Source organism: Aeromonas sp. FDAARGOS 1411, assembly GCF_019047125.1.
Classification (GTDB): Bacteria; Pseudomonadota; Gammaproteobacteria; order Enterobacterales; family Aeromonadaceae; genus Aeromonas; species Aeromonas veronii.
This window is the reverse complement of sequence record NZ_CP077214.1, coordinates 35,126-48,852: the sequence shown is the minus strand read 5'-3', so window position 1 is coordinate 48,852 and position 13,727 is coordinate 35,126. Positions and strand designations below refer to the sequence as shown.

General features: G+C 56.7%; 13 protein-coding genes and 2 tRNA genes. 8 read left to right on the top strand and 7 right to left on the bottom strand.

What is annotated here, in order from left to right:
• Nucleotides 1-250 precede the first annotated feature (250 nt).
• Together I6L41_RS00140 and I6L41_RS00135 are read left to right on the top strand one after the other, a co-directional pair.
• A complete protein-coding gene (locus I6L41_RS00140) occupies nucleotides 251-1,357 on the top strand; it encodes a porin (protein ID WP_216961114.1) in 1,107 nt (368 codons plus the stop codon).
• Between the two features lie 174 nt (nucleotides 1,358-1,531).
• Nucleotides 1,532-2,167, top strand: coding sequence for a murein L,D-transpeptidase catalytic domain family protein (locus I6L41_RS00135; protein ID WP_158111356.1), 636 nt, complete (start codon nucleotides 1,532-1,534; stop codon nucleotides 2,165-2,167).
• 77 nt (nucleotides 2,168-2,244) lie between these two features.
• On the opposite strand, the gene I6L41_RS00130 is transcribed toward I6L41_RS00135, so the two are convergent.
• Complete coding sequence (locus I6L41_RS00130; protein WP_216952973.1) at nucleotides 2,245-2,676, bottom strand: universal stress protein; 432 nt, start codon at nucleotides 2,674-2,676, stop codon at nucleotides 2,245-2,247.
• Between the two features lie 193 nt (nucleotides 2,677-2,869).
• On the opposite strand from I6L41_RS00130, the gene I6L41_RS00125 reads away from it, so the two are divergent.
• Nucleotides 2,870-3,619 carry an ABC transporter substrate-binding protein gene (locus I6L41_RS00125; protein WP_216961110.1) on the top strand — a complete coding sequence of 250 codons (750 nt, stop codon included), beginning with the start codon at nucleotides 2,870-2,872 and terminating at the stop codon, nucleotides 3,617-3,619.
• An 18-nt stretch (nucleotides 3,620-3,637) separates the two neighbouring features.
• On the opposite strand, the gene I6L41_RS00120 is transcribed toward I6L41_RS00125, so the two are convergent.
• The gene (locus I6L41_RS00120; RefSeq protein WP_216954310.1) at nucleotides 3,638-4,090 is read right to left on the bottom strand and encodes an RNA methyltransferase; all 453 of its coding nucleotides are present in this window, start codon (nucleotides 4,088-4,090) and stop codon (nucleotides 3,638-3,640) included.
• A gap of 204 nt (nucleotides 4,091-4,294) precedes the next feature.
• On the opposite strand from I6L41_RS00120, the gene I6L41_RS00115 reads away from it, so the two are divergent.
• Complete coding sequence (locus I6L41_RS00115) at nucleotides 4,295-5,386, top strand: PfkB family carbohydrate kinase (protein WP_216961106.1); 1,092 nt, start codon at nucleotides 4,295-4,297, stop codon at nucleotides 5,384-5,386.
• Nucleotides 5,380-6,288, top strand: coding sequence for a pseudouridine-5'-phosphate glycosidase (locus tag I6L41_RS00110; protein ID WP_216961103.1), 909 nt, complete (start codon nucleotides 5,380-5,382; stop codon nucleotides 6,286-6,288). The genes I6L41_RS00115 and I6L41_RS00110 overlap by 7 nt, the downstream gene beginning before the upstream one ends.
• An 86-nt stretch (nucleotides 6,289-6,374) precedes the next feature.
• On the opposite strand, the gene I6L41_RS00105 is transcribed toward I6L41_RS00110, so the two are convergent.
• On the bottom strand, nucleotides 6,375-7,100 hold the full coding sequence (locus tag I6L41_RS00105; protein ID WP_216963774.1) for a carbonic anhydrase: 726 nt from the start codon (nucleotides 7,098-7,100) through the stop codon (nucleotides 6,375-6,377).
• Nucleotides 7,101-7,517: 417 nt separating this feature from the next.
• Between I6L41_RS00105 and I6L41_RS00100 the strand changes: the two genes are divergently transcribed.
• Entirely contained in the window at nucleotides 7,518-8,495 is a 978-nt protein-coding gene (locus I6L41_RS00100; RefSeq protein WP_216961100.1) for a cytochrome-c peroxidase, read from the top strand.
• Between the two features lie 52 nt (nucleotides 8,496-8,547).
• On the opposite strand, the gene I6L41_RS00095 is transcribed toward I6L41_RS00100, so the two are convergent.
• The 3 genes from I6L41_RS00095 to I6L41_RS00085 all read right to left on the bottom strand — a co-directional run bounded on the left by I6L41_RS00095 (nucleotide 8,548) and on the right by I6L41_RS00085 (nucleotide 10,404).
• Entirely contained in the window at nucleotides 8,548-9,822 is a 1,275-nt protein-coding gene (locus tag I6L41_RS00095; protein WP_216961098.1) for an alpha/beta hydrolase, read from the bottom strand.
• Between the two features lie 426 nt (nucleotides 9,823-10,248).
• Nucleotides 10,249-10,324: transfer RNA gene (locus I6L41_RS00090), tRNA-Asn, on the bottom strand.
• Nucleotides 10,325-10,328: 4 nt separating this feature from the next.
• Nucleotides 10,329-10,404: transfer RNA gene (locus I6L41_RS00085), tRNA-Phe, on the bottom strand.
• 265 nt (nucleotides 10,405-10,669) lie between these two features.
• Here I6L41_RS00085 and rraB point away from each other — a divergent pair.
• Nucleotides 10,670-11,005 (top strand): ribonuclease E inhibitor RraB, encoded by a 336-nt coding sequence (rraB, locus tag I6L41_RS00080; protein ID WP_026034893.1) that lies wholly within the window; start codon nucleotides 10,670-10,672, stop codon nucleotides 11,003-11,005.
• Between the two features lie 63 nt (nucleotides 11,006-11,068).
• Here the strand turns inward: rraB and I6L41_RS00075 are convergent, their stop codons facing one another.
• Complete coding sequence (locus I6L41_RS00075; protein ID WP_162518413.1) at nucleotides 11,069-13,024, bottom strand: EAL domain-containing protein; 1,956 nt, start codon at nucleotides 13,022-13,024, stop codon at nucleotides 11,069-11,071.
• A gap of 185 nt (nucleotides 13,025-13,209) precedes the next feature.
• Here I6L41_RS00075 and I6L41_RS00070 point away from each other — a divergent pair, with 185 nt between their 5' ends.
• Nucleotides 13,210-13,704 carry a hypothetical protein gene (locus tag I6L41_RS00070; RefSeq protein WP_005335330.1) on the top strand — a complete coding sequence of 165 codons (495 nt, stop codon included), beginning with the start codon at nucleotides 13,210-13,212 and terminating at the stop codon, nucleotides 13,702-13,704.
• Nucleotides 13,705-13,727: the final 23 nt, after the last annotated feature.

Below are 13,727 nucleotides of genomic sequence, written 5' to 3'. Positions count from 1 at the left end.
GACCTTGTTGCTCAGAACAGCCTTGATGTCAAAAAAGTCACTAGAAAATAATTCATTGAATTTAATCTCTTTTTATCTTGTCAAAAACCGTCACACCCAGTCTTGATAACGACCTCGCCACCTCAATTAAACAACGATGGATTCAGGCCCAGTCAAGGTTGGGACGCCTACCGTGTGGCTATCGGACTATTTCCGATTTCACAGAACCGACAACAAGTTCGGAAGTGTTTACATCAGAGGAATAACGCATATGAAGAAGTCTGCACTGACTATTGCCATCTCCAGCCTGCTGCTGGCGAGCGGCGCCCATGCTGCTACCGTTTACAACCAGAACGATACCAAGCTGGATATCGGTGGCCGTGCACAAGGTGCTTACTACGGTACTGACGACAACGGTTCCGAAGGTGACCAGAGCTACTTCCGTCTGCACGTTGCTGGCGAGACCAAGATTGCTCCCGAGATGAAGGCGTTCGGCTTTGCCGAGTACAACCTGCCGACTTCCGGTTCTGACAACGACGAGCTGCGTTATGCCTATGCCGGCATCAAGCACGACCGTTTCGGCGCATTCAGCTATGGTCGTCAGGATGGTCTGTTCACCAAGGCCGTCAACAACTATACCGACGTCCTGCCTGAGTGGGGCGGTGACGGCCTGGGCAAAGATACCGAAGTATTCGGCACCGGCCGTACCAACGGTCTGGCCCAGTACATCTACACCTATCAGGGTCTGACTCTGGGTGCCCAGTTCACCGGTAACAACGATCCGCAAAACGCCGGTCGCAGTGCAATCACTGAATCTTTCAACGGCAACACCTACAACGGCGAAAGCTGGAATAGCAAAGGTTCTGCTGAAGGCTTCGCAGTATCTGCCAACTACGATTTCGATATGGGCCTGAGCCTGGGTGCTGCCTATAACCAGGCTGGAAAGACTGACGAGCAAGCTCGCTATGCCGCCTTCGGTGGCGACAAGGATGCCAAGCTGATGGGCTTCGGCGCCAAATATGCAACTGGCGACCTCTACCTGGCTGCAACCTACTCCCACGGTGAAGACCACCTGTTCGTCAACAACGGCTACGCCGAGAAGATGGATGGCTACGAAGCCGTTGCCCAGTACACCATCGGCAAGTTCAAGCCTTCTCTGGCCTACCTGCGCACTGACGTGAAAGACTCCGCTCGTGGTATCGATGATACCTACACCGAGTACGTATCTATCGGTGCCTGGTACAACTTCACCGACAACTTCAACGCCTACGTTGATTACAAGCTGAACCTGCTGGACTCCGTAGATGGCAAGTCCACCAACTCTCTGGGCAAGAACACCGATGACGTAGTCGCGGTTGCCCTGCAGTACAACTTCTAAGTAATTGGAAGTCAGTTATACCCTGTGATACCAATGTCTACTGTTTGAATTACTTCCGGCCGCTCTGCGGCCGGTTTTTTTATTGCGCCTTTTCAGCACCTTGCATATAACTATCGAGCGGATTGATGGCAATATCCGCGTCGTTGACAGAGTGTGACAAGGAGATATTCACGGATGAGACAAGCGCGCGGGAACATAGACTGGCAACGCGGATGGCTGCTGTTGCCACTGCTGTTGATATCACTCATCTGGAGCAGTACGGCAGATGCCAGCTGGGATCAGAGCCTCTATCGTCAACTGGGTCTGGCCGGCAAGCTGGATAAACAGACCTTTCGTCAGGCACTCAACAGTTATCAAACTGTGCGCCACAAACGCAAACCCATTCTCACCATCATCGATTACAGCAAGCCATCCACCCAGCGCAGACTGTTTGTCATCGATATGAAACGCCACAAGCTGCTTTATCACACCTGGGTCAGCCATGGCCGCAACTCCGGTGAACTGGATGCTGAACGCTTCTCTAACCAGCTCAACTCTCGGCAAAGTTCTCTTGGCGTCTATCGCACGGCGGAAACCTATCAGGGCAAGCATGGCTATTCGCTGCGACTCGATGGCTTGTCACCGGGTAAAAACTGCAATGCCCGCAAGCGTGCCATCGTGGTACACGGCGCCGCCTATGCCAGCCCGACCCATCTGCGCAAATATGACAAGCTGGGCCGCAGCTGGGGTTGCCCCGCCCTGCCCAAAGAGCAGGCCAGAGCCATCATAGATACCATCAAGGGAGGGAGTGTCATCTACGCCCACGGCTAGCGGGCACAACACCAGAAAACGCAAGGCCAGCAATCGCTGGCCTTGTTTGTTACGCTTTTCACACTAAACGTGGCGCGTTATTGGCGCACCACCAGTACCGGACAGGGTGCATGACGCACCACAGACTCGGCGACACTGCCTACCAGCAGATGGCTGATGCCGGAGCGGCCGTGACTCCCCATAACGATCAGTTCAACCTCGTCTTCCTTGGCCTGGATAATGATTTCATCCGCTGCCCTACCAAAGCGAATATCAAACGTTGCCGGAATAGGCAGGGTGGCAATCAGCTCTTTGAGTTGGGCTCTGGCCTGACGCTCCATTTCGTGAGTGATCTCAACGGCTGTCATATGAAGAATTTTGTAACTGTCAAAGCCGTGCAGTTGGTCTACGACATGGATCAGCTTGAGCTGGGCCTCATGGCTCTGCGCCATGAATACGGCATAGTCGAGTACCGCCCGGGACATTTGGGAAAAATCGACAGGACAAAGCAGAGTTTTGATCGATGGCATAATGCAGTCTCCTCTACTGATTGGGGTACTATTGAATCTTGAGTTCATCATAACCATCAGATTGAAAATAACTCTCGACCCTGTCGCAAAATGAACATCAGGGATTTTTTCTGTACGCCGTCGCCATCAATGCCATGGTATAAAGTAGGGTATCAGTGTTTTTTCCTCTGCCCCAGCGAGGCCAGCTCTGACCATGCTACGCATCTGTCTGTTGCTCTGTTGTCTGTTCACTGCGGCGAATTGCCGGGCAGAGTCTATTGACGTTTATTGCGATGATTGGCCCGGTTTTTGTCAAAAGGATGGCAAAGGCCTCTATCTGGATCTGGTGCGAGCCATCTACCAGCCTCACGGCTATCAGGTAACCCCCCATATTGTGCCCTATAAGCGCGCTCTCGCTGTCATTGCAAAAAAAGGGGGAGATATCGCCATGGGGGTATATCGCGATGAAGTATCCGGCGTCCAGCAATCTCGCTATCCGGCATCAGCGGATGACCTGACCGTGTTCATGCTCAAGAAATGGCAACCCCAGTGGCAAGGGGAGAAAAGTCTGGAAGGGCAAACCGTGATATGGCGGCGGGGCTGGGCATTCGACAAGTACATTGCGGTCACCATGCAGTGGCATGAAATTGACAGCGATGAGCTGGCCCTGCAACTGCTTGGTAAAGAGCGATATCGCTTTTACCTCACTGCCGGCGTGCTCTATGTGGATGAGGCTATCCCTCCCGAGCTGCATCGCGTCTTCCTGCGCTGGATCCCGACCTATCCCATTTTTGCCGATACCCAGCAAGGCAACCGGATGTTACAGCTCTGGGATAAGGGAATGGTTGAGTTGATCCGCAGCGGGGGTCTGGCAGAGATCTATAAGCACTATCAGCTCTATGACTACTATCAGGGTTTTATCGAAGAACTGGAACAGAAAGTGGCTGCCAGTCCTGCAGACTGAATGATAACGTTGCGCTAATTACTCTCCCCTCATTCCCTTGGCCAAGCGGTCGTAGAGGATCACATTGACCGAGGCGGCCAGATTCATACAGCCACTGGTCGGCACATAAACCACATCTTTCACCGCGCCATAGAGGGCAGGATCGAGCGTACCATCCTCCGGCCCGAAGATATAAAAAGCGCGTTCCGGATGGACATAGTCGGGGAGCGGTGTAGCGCCGTCGATCAGATCGACCACCACGGGCACGCATCCCTGCGGGATAAACGCCATCAGATCATCCACCCCGAGCAGCGGGATCTTCTCCACCATCTGCTTGGTATCAGTGGCAAAGCGGCGCGCCAGCTCGAAGCGGTTGCCGGTGTAGTAGACCTCGTCCACCCCGTAACAACCCGCAGCCCGCATCACGGAACCGACATTTTCCGGGGACTTGGGATTGACCAACCCCACGCAGCAGAATGCACTCTTTTCCATCATCTCTCCTCATCTTGCGACGGCCATTATAAGCCGTTGCAGGGCCACCGACCCGTTAAAAGTCCCCTCCCCGGCTAAACCGCTTGCCAACCCAGCTTTGAATGTCGATTTTTTGTGCGCAAGCCGACAAATTTTGTACAAGCCGATAGCCAGCAAACGTTTCCCAGCAATAATGGACAAACGTTTGTAAATGGATGTTTGTCTATGACTGAGCGTGAACAAGAGATCCTAGCCCTGCTGCGTCAGGATCCCATGATTGCCCAGCAGGATCTGGCCGATCGCCTCGGCATCAGCCGCTCCGCGCTGGCCAGCCACATCTCCAGCCTGATCCGGCAGGGATATGTGCAAGGCAGAGGTTATGTACTGCGAGAAGGCCCCTACGTAGTGGTGATCGGCGGTGCCAATATGGATATTTGTGGCACCAGCCATGACAACCTGCTGCTCGGCGACTCCAACCCGGGCAAGGTGCGCACCTCGGCAGGTGGTGTTGGCCGCAATATCGCCGAGAATCTGGCGCGGCTCGGCAGCGACACCCGGCTGCTTACAGCGGTCGGCAACGACCAGTATGGTCATCATCTGCTGGAGGTAAGCCAGCGGGCCGGCGTCGATGTGCGCCAGACCCTGGTGCTCGATGGCCACACTACCTCTTGCTACCTCAGCCTGCATGATGGCAGCGGCGAAATGAGCTGCGCCATCAACGACATGGCCATCATAGAGCAGCTCACCCCTGCCCGCCTGACCCCGCTCGGTGGCTTTCTCGGCGGTGCCCGGCTTTGGGTGCTCGACACCAATCTGGCCATCCACACCCTCGACTGGCTGTTCGAGCGGCAGGGAGAGCACGCCATCTTTGTCGATACCGTTTCGGTGGCCAAGGTGGAGAAGATCCGCCCCTGGCTCGGCAAGATCCACACCCTCAAACCCAATCGCAGTGAAGCCGAGCAGTTGTGCGGCATGACCATCGCCGGGCCCGAAACCTGGCCCATGGTGGCCGCCTGGTTCCACCGCGCCGGGGTCAAGCGACTGTTCCTCAGTCTGGGTGAACAGGGGATCTTTTACAGCGATGGCGAGCAACAGGGCCACCTGCCTGTGCTGGGTAGTCCGGTGCTCAACGTCACCGGCGGCGGGGATGCCTTTATGGCTGGCCTCGCCCACGCCTGGCTGCAAGAGCTCGACATTGCCCAAACCACCCGCTTTGCCTTGGGCTGCGCCGCCCTCACCGTCAATTGTTCCGATACCGTTTTTTCCGGTCTGAGCAAGACCGCCGTTGACCGCATACTGGAGGAGTACTCATGCTGAACGCTTACCTCGATATCCAACCGGAAGTGGCTGCCGCGCTAGCTGCTGGCAAACCGGTGGTTGCCCTCGAATCCACCATCATCTCCCACGGCATGCCCTATCCGCAGAACGTGGAGACGGCCCGTCAGGTGGAGCAGGTGGTGCGCGATAACGGATCCATTCCAGCCACCATCGCCATCCTCGATGGCCGCCTCAAGGTGGGACTGGATGCCGGTGCGCTGGAGGCCCTCGGTCGGGCTGGCCATGCGGTTACCAAGTGCAGCCGCCGCGACATTCCGTTCGTGCTGGCACGCAAGGGGATGGGGGCCACCACGGTCGCCTCCACCATGATCATCGCCGCCATGGCGGGGATCCGGGTCTTTGCCACCGGCGGGATCGGCGGGGTACATCGCGGTGCGCAGGAGACCTTCGATATCTCAGCCGACCTGCAGGAGCTGGCACAAACGCCGGTGGCCGTAGTCTGCGCCGGAGCCAAGTCGATACTCGATATCGGGCTGACCCTGGAGTATCTGGAGACCCAGGGCGTACCGGTGATCGGCTATCAAACCGAGGAGCTGCCAGCCTTCTACACCCGCGAGAGCGGCTTCAAGGTCGATTATCGCCTCGATACCCCGGCGGCCATCGCCGAGGCGCTGCGCCTCAAGTGGGAGCTGGGACTGGCGGGCGGCGCCGTGGTGGCCAACCCCATCCCGACCGCACACGCCATGCCGAAAGCTGATATCGACGCAGCCATTGCCCGGGCGCTCCATGAAGCGGACGAGCAGGGGATCAAGGGCAAGGCGTCTACCCCCTTCCTGCTGGCCCGTGTCTGCGAGCTGACTGGCGGCAACTCGCTGGCGGCCAATATCCAGCTGGTACTGAACAACGCGGCCCTCGGCGCCCGCATCGCTGCTAGCCTGTAATCGCACACCGATACCTCGCCATGTAAAAGAGGGCCTGACGGCCCTCTTGTTGTTTTTGCTATCTACTGCGCTATTGCAACGCTGTGTTATTGCAGCACCACGCGCCCATTGAGGGGCTGCACCGGCCGATTATTGGGGTGGTGCATCACCGCCTTGAAGGCGTCGATCTGGGCCTGACTGACCTCAACCGGCTGCTTCATCACCAGCCAGCGCACTCCTTCCGAGCAGGGAGGCGTAGTAAGGGAACCGCTGAAGCGATAGTAGTCACGATTCTCGGGCAGCAGTTGCTCAGCAGAGAGCGGCGCCTTGAGGGCCTGGATCTCCCCCACCTTAGCCGGTAATGCACTCCAGGCAGCCGCCAGCGCCGGATTGGCCTTGCCAGCCTCGAACATCACCGCCACCACGGCGATCTCTCCCTTGTCACTGACGTGCACCAGATGCCCTTCCAGCGGATAGGATTTACCCTCGATGAGGTTTTCGCTCGGGGCGTGGAAGTGGAACTGCTTGAGCTCAAACGTGGTGCCATCGAGTTGCAAAGTGCTGCCCGGGGTATAACCAACCTGCACGGTATGACCGTTGTTGACCACTTTGTTGCCACCCGCCTGATAGTGGAGTACCAGCGGGGCCAGTTTGGCCTCGACCAATCCGGTCAGGTTAACCGGCGACTGATTGCTGCCCGCACACTGGCCAAACTCAGGGGTCAGCTTGGCCCAGTGGGCAGGCCCCGCCTCACCGCTATATTCCCAATGGGGGGTGGCAGCAAACACGACAGGGCACAGCAACAGGGAGCAGGCCAACAGAGACTTTCTCATCATACATCCTTATCTTGATTGAAAAGCACGACCATCCGGCGCCGCTCCAAAGAACAAGACGACAGAGGGTGTTGAAACGCAGGGTACAATTTGCTCATCCTGTCGGTTTATTATTAATGATGCATTTGATAGGTATTTATTTAACGGCAGAATGGCAAAGCATATTGAATAATCGCTTTATTCAATGACAGCAATCTAATTAATCGCCTGTTCATTTTCTTTGCTTCGCACATAATCCAGACATGATGCTAATTCCATACTCTCCTCTTAATTATCCTGCCCTCATTTTGCCAAAAATCATATGTGATTGTTTTTATTGTAAATAATCAAGCAAGCCTGATTTCGATCAATTAATGAACAGCGCTTTAACGTCATCCTTGTCTTGCAGGCATAAACAGCTTCAAGGGAGATGACGCAATGAGAAAATATTGTTTGCTAGTGGCACTGATATTACCCGGTGCCGGTTGGGCGAATGAACCCATACAGCCCGTGGAACCAGCCAAGGTGACAAACCCGGAACAAGTCGAGTTGGGCAAGATGCTGTTTTTCGAGCCAAGACTCTCCAAATCCGGCGCAATCTCTTGTAACTCCTGCCATAACCTGGCGACCGGAGGGGTGGATAATCAAGTCAGCTCACTCGGCCATAAATGGAAAGTGGGCCCTATTAATTCACCGACCGTACTCAACTCCAGCCTCAACTTCGTGCAGTTCTGGGATGGTCGCGCCAAGGATCTGAAAGAGCAGGCGGCGGGCCCCATCGCCAACCCACTGGAGATGGCATTTACCCACAATCTGGCGGTCGAAACTCTGCATACCCTGCCTGGCTATCGTACCCGCTTCAGCGCCGTTTATGGCAAGGACAACTTCGGCATTGACGAGGTCACCGATGCCATCGCTGCTTTTGAAGAGACCCTGGTTACCCCCAATGCCCCGTTTGACCGCTGGTTGAAAGGGGATAGCAAGGCACTGACCGCACAACAGCTGAAAGGGTATGAGCTGTTCAAAGCCAAAGGATGCACGGCATGCCACAACGGGGTCGCTATCGGCGGCAACTCTTATCAGAAGATGGGACTGGTCAAGAGTTACAAAACGGACAACCCGGCTCAGGGTCGCGGTGCCGTCACCGGAGAGAAGCAGTTCATCGGCTGGTTCAAGGTACCCACCCTGCGTAATATCGAGCTGACTTATCCCTACTTCCACGATGGTGCAGTATGGGATCTGAAAGAGGCAGTCCAGATCATGGCTGATATCCAGCTGGGGCAGCGCCTCACAGATCAGGAAGCCGAAGATATGACTGCCTACCTCAAGAGCCTGACCGGTGAGCAGCCGCAGATCGTGTTGCCACAACTCCCACCATCACAACCTGATACCCCCAAACCAGAGGTAAAAAGCTGATAAAAAACAACAGGGGCCGTGGTCCCTGTTGTCTGCTACCTTACCGGACGATTCAGCGATCCCGATTCAGGGTGATCAGACGATCAAGAATCGCTTCACCATCGGCACGCAAACCGTTGTGCTCATATTCATTGGTGATCCAGGCGCGACTGTTGCCAAGTCCACGCAGGGTCTCGCGGCTGTAGTCAAACTCCACATACATATCCTCGGCATAGACGGCGCATGCTACCGGCACCTGGTTGCGGGCCAGTTGTGCCGGGTCATAGAGCACCCCCCAGTCCGCCTTGTTGGCCAGCAGATGAGCCGCCTCTTTCAGGGGCAGCAACTCGCGGAACTGCTCGAACATCCAGGGGTAAACCATCTCGCCGGTGAAGGCGAAATCCTTGCCGGGTGCCCAGTTCACCGCCGGGAATTCCCCTCTGACCCGCTCCGCCGCCCAGCGAGTTGCCTCCCCTTCGGCGTAGATAGCCTCGTGCAGGATGGCAAACAACGGGTTGGTATTGAATGGCTGCATGCTCTGCACCTGATAGAGGAAGGCCGGGCTCAGCTTGTCGCCGATAAAGGCCTCTTCCAGCAGGTAATAAAGCTCCTCGAAAGCACCCGTAGCGCCGAGTTCCAGCCCTTGCTGCTGGAACTGCTCCACCGTCAGGCGCTGGCCGTTGGGCAGCCGCACATCGTGCTGGTGCAGATGGTTAGCCAACCGGTTGGCAATCCCCTGAGCGTGGGGGAAGCGGGCGAAGAAGGCTCGGTTCTTGTCAGCCACCCGCTGATAGGTGGCGCGGTAAACCTCCTCGGCGCTGCGGCCAATCGGCGCGATGCCGCCGGTGATATAGACCTCCCGCAGGCTATCGGGGAAGAGCGAGAGATAGGTCAGGCAGCAAAAACCGCCAAAGCTCTGACCAAGCAGGCTCCAGCGATGCTTGGGGCTGAGCTCCTGCCGGATGAACTCGGCATCTTGCACTATGCTGTCGGCGCGAAAATGGCCGAGATACTCCGCCTGCTCGGCCGGGGTCATTTTGGCCAGACTCTGCCCGTGGATGGGGCTCGACACCCCGGTGCCACGCGGATCCAGCAGCAGCACTCGGAACTCCTGCAACGCCCGTTTGAGCCAACCACTGTTGGCCGTCGGGCGCGGAGCCCCGAATCCCGGCCCCCCTTGCAGAAACAGCAGCCAGGGCAACTTCTCATCGATCTTGTCTTTACGGCAGAGGGTGCGGGCAAACAGGGTAATGCTGTCACCATCCGGCTCATCATGATCGAGGGGAACGGTAAAAAAGTGCGGCTCGCAATGAATGCCGTCCAGTACATAGCTCAAGGGGCTGTTCATCTGGGGTCTCTCCGTCAGGATGGGAACATCATTGACCCCATCATATCCCCGCCCAGCCACAGGGTCACTCCGGTTTTCCAAAATGTTAACAATGGCTTAAAGGTCGAAACAGCACCAGACAAGCCGCTCTTCAACAGTGCTGAATTAATTGTTTTGCAGGGGAGATTGACGCCATGGCGCCATTCAACAAAGATGGCTCGCCTGCACAGGAGTGCAGCCATTCAGGCCGACAAAATGGATAAGGGAATGTGATGAAACCGAAGTGGATCAGGGCTAGAAAAAGAGAGAAGAAGCCATGCCCTGGCAGCATGCTGCAGACCGGAATGCTGCTGTTCAGTGCCACCTGTGGCGCAACGCTCTTTTTGGCGGCATGCAACAGCAATTAGAAATGAAAAAGCCCGCTCAATTGAGCGGGCTTTTCGAATTTGGCTCCTCCTACTGGACTTGAACCAGTGACATACGGATTAACAGTCCGCCGTTCTACCGACTGAACTAAGGAGGAATTATGGTGCCCAGAGACGGAATCGAACCGCCGACACGGGGATTTTCAATCCCCTGCTCTACCGACTGAGCTATCTGGGCAACGGCGCGCATTAAACCCTTTCCAGCGCAGCGTGTCAACCATGATGGCACGATAAAAAGTGCGTTCGCTCAACAACCGAACGAAGCGGCCATTTATTATCCATCCTAGTCCCGTTTCACGCACTTGCTGGCCTCTGAACACCCTGCAGTCTGCGCCAATATGATGGAAATTCGAGGTTCAGCGGGTCCGCCGCATTGAGCCGAATCCACTCTGCGAGTATGCTTTGCCGCAATGATACCGCCTGGAGGCAACATGAGTCTGAATATGCAAGAGTGGCGTGATGAGACCACCGAGATCGTCAACGAACTGCTGGCCGATGGCAGCAATCCCGATGCGGATTACGACATCGAGCACCACTTCGCCTGCCAGGATTTCGACCGTCTGGAAAAAGCAGCGGTTGACCTGTTCAAGGCCGGTTTTGAAGTGACCGATGCCGAAGAGATGGAGCTGGATGACGGCGCCACCATCTTCTGCTTCGATGCCACCATCGAGTGCAAGCTGAATGTCGAAGCGATCGTTGCCGATATCGCCAAGATGCTGCCCATCCTGGAAAAATATGGGGTGGATTACGATGGCTGGGGCACCTACTTCCAGGATTGATCCTGCCTCCATCGTAAAACAACAAGGCCACCTTGCGGTGGCCTTGTTGTTTCTGACGATCTCTCACACCAGATAGCTGGCAGCAAACTCCGCCGGCGGCAGGGGACGACTGAACAGATAGCCCTGAAGCCGATCACACCCCGCCTCGGTCAGCCACAGCTGCTGCTCGGGTGTCTCTACCCCTTCGGCGGTGATCCGTATCCCAAGCTCATGGCCCAATCCGATGACCGAACGCACGATAGCGGTGGTCGCGCTATTACTGGCCAACCCCTGAGTGAAGCTGCGATCCAGCTTGAGGGTCGCCACCTGCAACCGCGGCAGATAGGCCAGCGAACAGTAACCGGTACCAAAGTCGTCGATGGCCAGCTGAAAACCAGCGGCGATCAGATTGTCGAGGTTGGTCTCAATCTCGTCGGCATTCTCCATCAGTACCCCTTCAGTGATCTCCAGCTCCAGCTGACTGGCCTTGAGACCATGGCGAGCGATGCAGGCAGAGACCCGCTCACAGAGCGCCGGATCACGAAACTGCAGCGGCGAGAGATTGATGGATAGCACCATATCCGGCTGCGCAGTTTGCCACTGCGCCAGCTGGGCACAGCCCTGTTCCAGCATCAGCTGACCAAGCTGACCGATGATCCCCATCTCTTCCGCCAACGGAATGAATTCGTCGGGGGAGATCATCCCAAGCTCGGGATGGGGCCAGCGACAGAGCAGCTCGGCGCCGTGCAGCCGGTGAGTGCGGGTACAGATGATCGGCTGATAGACGGCAACCAGCTGGGCGGACTTGATGGCGAGCGGCAACTGGGCGGCGATCAGCTGACGCCGCTTGAGCCGGGCATGCAGCTCGGGATCAAACAGGGTGCAGTACTGCTGCTGCCGTTTTCCCTGCGCCAGCGCAGCCTCGGCATGACTGAGCAACCGCTCGGCATCGCTTGCCCTCCCCTGGGCCAGCCCGAGAAACACCGGGATCTGGATGCGGTGATCTTCCACCTGATAATGCTCCATCAACTGCTGCTGCAGATGCTGGCTCCACCCCTGCAATGGCTCATTGAAATCCGGCAACAACAGGCTGAAGTCATCGGCAGCGACCCGACAGAGCAGAGAACGCGGCGGCACCAGCTGCTGCAACCGCTTGGCCACCTGGCTCAGCAGTCGATCGGCAATCCGGATCCCGAAGCGATCGTTGATTTCACGAAAATGGTGCAGATCAACCAGCACCAGCGTGGCACTGCGTCCCCCAAGATGGCGGCTGGTCTGCAAGAATCGGGAGAGTTTGAGCAGTCCGGTCAGACTGTCGTAGTGCTGCTCCTGCTGCAACTGCGCCTGAGTGGTGCGCAGGCCGGTGATGTCACGCCCCAGCGTCAGGATCCCGAGGGAGTGGCCATCACCATCGGGGACATCGACCCGGGTGATCTCCATGTGTCGACCCTGCCCGCTGGCATCCAGCAGACAACACTCGCCATGACCCATCCCCTGCGGCGCCGCCAGCCGGAACGGCAGTTGCTGACCCAGCACCTCATCCGCCCCCTGGCCGATAAAGTCGAGAAACGCCTGATTGCACTCCAGCAACACCCCGTTGTGATCATCGAAACGGATCAGGTCAGGAATAGCATCGAGCAGAAAACGCTGCAACAACTGCTGCTTTTTGACCGTCTGTTCCAGGCTCTTGCGCTGGGCAATCTCATTAACCACCCCGAATACTGCGCACGCTTCCCCCTGCGGGGTGTAAAGAGGCACCTTGTGCACCTCCATCCAGCAGGTATCACCACCCCGGTTGCAATGGAGCTGCTGATACAGCATCGGCACGCCTCCGGCAAGCAGCTGCTCATCCTCACTGCGAAAGAGATCGCCCCAGGGCATCTCTGCATCTGTCTTGCCGACTACCTCGGCAGGCGACTCCAGCTTGGCTTCACGGGCGAACTCACGATTGGCGAACAGGTAACGCCCATGACTATCTCGACAGAAGATACTCATTGGCAATTGGTCGATGATCTGCTGCAGCAGATCCGGGGTGAGCATGTTGGTCACAGGGGCGCTTATGGAGGAATTTCGAGCAAATCTATGATAGCAAACCAATTTTGTAAAGCACCCCGATCACCTCCCCATAACACCGAACGCTGGATGGTTGCTGACAGAGATTGTCGCTCCGGCGATAATAGGCGCCGGTTGGCCAATGGCCTGGTGATATGGACGAGAGAAACAAGATGAAAAAGATTATGGGGAGCGCATTGGCGCTGCTGCTGGTTGGTTGTGCTGGTGACAATAACGGCGGTGAGGAGTATCGCTACAACCCGCCAATTGCCAAGGCAACCAACAATACCCAGGAGATGGCGATCCCGGTGGATCTGGTGTGGGCTCGCGCCGAGAAGTGGTTCACCGATCACGGCCTCACCATCGAAAACAGCCAGCGTGGCTCCGGCCTGATGACCGCCAACGTCAACCAGTCAGCCGACGGGCTGGAGTGGCTGGACTGCGGTACCATGGGTTCCAAAGTTGCACTGGGCAACCCGAACCTACAGATCAACCTGATCATCACCCAGAGCGGCAACAGCAGCGTGGCCACCGTCAACGTCAAGGGCAACACAGAGCTGTTCTTCGTTGAATCCTCAGGCGAGCGCGTACCGGCCCCGTCCATCAAGCCGGTCTGTGTCTCCCGCGGTACCCTGGAGCAGAGCCTGTTTGCCACCCTCGGCAACTGATTTCTCTTCCCTGCAAAGATAAA

Bases quoted from the DNA above. Each gene is read 5' to 3' on its own strand.
- I6L41_RS00140 (WP_216961114.1), top strand. From the start codon at position 251: ATGAAGAAGTCTGCACTGACTATTGCCATCTCCAGCCTGCTGCTGGCG.
- I6L41_RS00135 (WP_158111356.1), top strand. From the start codon at position 1,532: ATGAGACAAGCGCGCGGGAACATAGACTGGCAACGCGGATGGCTGCTG.
- I6L41_RS00130 (WP_216952973.1), bottom strand. From the start codon at position 2,676: ATGCCATCGATCAAAACTCTGCTTTGTCCTGTCGATTTTTCCCAAATG.
- I6L41_RS00125 (WP_216961110.1), top strand. From the start codon at position 2,870: ATGCTACGCATCTGTCTGTTGCTCTGTTGTCTGTTCACTGCGGCGAAT.
- I6L41_RS00120 (WP_216954310.1), bottom strand. From the start codon at position 4,090: ATGGAAAAGAGTGCATTCTGCTGCGTGGGGTTGGTCAATCCCAAGTCC.
- I6L41_RS00115 (WP_216961106.1), top strand. From the start codon at position 4,295: ATGACTGAGCGTGAACAAGAGATCCTAGCCCTGCTGCGTCAGGATCCC.
- I6L41_RS00110 (WP_216961103.1), top strand. From the start codon at position 5,380: ATGCTGAACGCTTACCTCGATATCCAACCGGAAGTGGCTGCCGCGCTA.
- I6L41_RS00105 (WP_216963774.1), bottom strand. From the start codon at position 7,100: ATGAGAAAGTCTCTGTTGGCCTGCTCCCTGTTGCTGTGCCCTGTCGTG.
- I6L41_RS00100 (WP_216961100.1), top strand. From the start codon at position 7,518: ATGAGAAAATATTGTTTGCTAGTGGCACTGATATTACCCGGTGCCGGT.
- I6L41_RS00095 (WP_216961098.1), bottom strand. From the start codon at position 9,822: ATGAACAGCCCCTTGAGCTATGTACTGGACGGCATTCATTGCGAGCCG.
- rraB (WP_026034893.1), top strand. From the start codon at position 10,670: ATGCAAGAGTGGCGTGATGAGACCACCGAGATCGTCAACGAACTGCTG.
- I6L41_RS00075 (WP_162518413.1), bottom strand. From the start codon at position 13,024: ATGCTCACCCCGGATCTGCTGCAGCAGATCATCGACCAATTGCCAATG.
- I6L41_RS00070 (WP_005335330.1), top strand. From the start codon at position 13,210: ATGAAAAAGATTATGGGGAGCGCATTGGCGCTGCTGCTGGTTGGTTGT.